This is a genomic window from Leifsonia sp. NPDC102414, assembly GCF_044765685.1.
Lineage (GTDB): Bacteria > Actinomycetota > Actinomycetes > Actinomycetales > Microbacteriaceae > Leifsonia.
Window position 1 is genome coordinate 1 of sequence record NZ_JBIWKN010000015.1, and the last position, 1,416, is coordinate 1,416.

Sequence of the window (1,416 nt, forward strand, 5' to 3'; positions counted from 1 at the left end):
CGGGGTGTTGTCTCCGTCCCACCGTTGCTGTCCTCACCATCCGTTCCCGGGAGATTCGTTGAACGTCACCAGTAAAAACACGAAGGACAAGACGGCCCAGCCGGGCCTGGGAAGCAATTTCAACAAGGTATGGGTCGCCGCGATCGCCTCGTCCTGGGGCGACGGCGTCCAGATGGCCGCACTGCCCCTGCTCGCCATCCAACTCACCACCGACCCCCTCCTCATCGGCGCCGTCGGCGCCATCGGCACCCTGCCCTGGTTCCTCCTCGGCCTCCCCGCCGGCGCCCTCGTCGACCGCTGGGACCGCAGAAAAGTCATGCTCCGCGCCGACCTCGTCCGCTTCACCATCCTCACCCTGCTCACCCTCGCCGTCCTGACCGACCACGCCAACATCACCCTCCTCATCGCCGCCGGATTCGCCCTGGGCTGCGGAGACATCTTCTTCGACATCTCCGCCCAGGCCGTCCTGCCCGTCGTCGTCACCGGCGACCAAGCACTCATCCGCGCCAACAGCCGCATCTCCGCCGCACAGATCAACGGCGAACAACTCGCCGGACCCCCCATCGGCGGCATCCTCTTCTCCCTCTCCCACTCCCTGCCCTTCCTCGGCAACGCCCTCTCCTTCCTCACCAGCGCCCTGTGCGTCACCTCCCTCAAAGGCAACTTCGCCAACCCCCCCACCACCCAACCCACCACCACCAGCCTGCGCACCGAAGTAGCCGAAGGACTGCGCTGGCTCCTCAAACACCGCGTCCTGCGCACCCTCGCCGGCACCGCCGCCATCGGCAACCTCGTCTTCACCGCCAAAATGTCCCTCCTGGTCCTCCTCGCCAAAAACCAGCTCGGACTCGGCGACATCGGCTACGGACTCCTCCTCAGCTCCACCGCCGTCGGCGCCTTCATCGGCAGCTTCCTCTCCGCCCCCATCTCCAAAAAAATCCAGGTCGGCACCATGCGCTGCGTCGGCATGTCCATCGAAGGACTCGCCGTCCTGGGCCTCGGCCTCACCACCAGCCCCTGGATCGCCGGCGCCATGATGGCCACCATCGGCTTCTCCATGAGCGTCCAGATCGTCATCGTCGGCGCCCTGCGCCAACGCCTGGCCCCCACCGAAATCCGCGGACGCGTCCTGTCCGCAAGCCGCCTCATCTCCCTCATGGGCGCCCCCTTCGGCGGCATCCTCGCCGGCTACCTCGCCAGCACCACCAGCCTGCGCACCCCCTTCATCACCGGCGGCCTCCTCATGATCATCGTCGCCCTCGCCAGCCTCCCCGCCCTCAGCAACCACGCCATCCAACAAGCCACCCACCACGCCACCAACGAAACAACCCCCACCACCGAACCATCAGAAGAAACCGCCGACACCACCCCGAAGCACGCCACAACGAAGTAGCCGGACACCACCCTTCCTCCGAG

General features: G+C 66.7%; 1 protein-coding gene. It reads left to right on the top strand.

Going from position 1 to position 1,416, the window contains the following annotated elements; genetic code table 11:
• Window positions 1-58: 58 nt before the first annotated feature.
• A complete protein-coding gene (locus ACIRCZ_RS20515; RefSeq protein WP_179165325.1) occupies window positions 59-1,393 on the top strand; it encodes an MFS transporter in 1,335 nt (444 codons plus the stop codon).
• The last annotated feature ends 23 nt before the right edge of the window (window positions 1,394-1,416 follow it).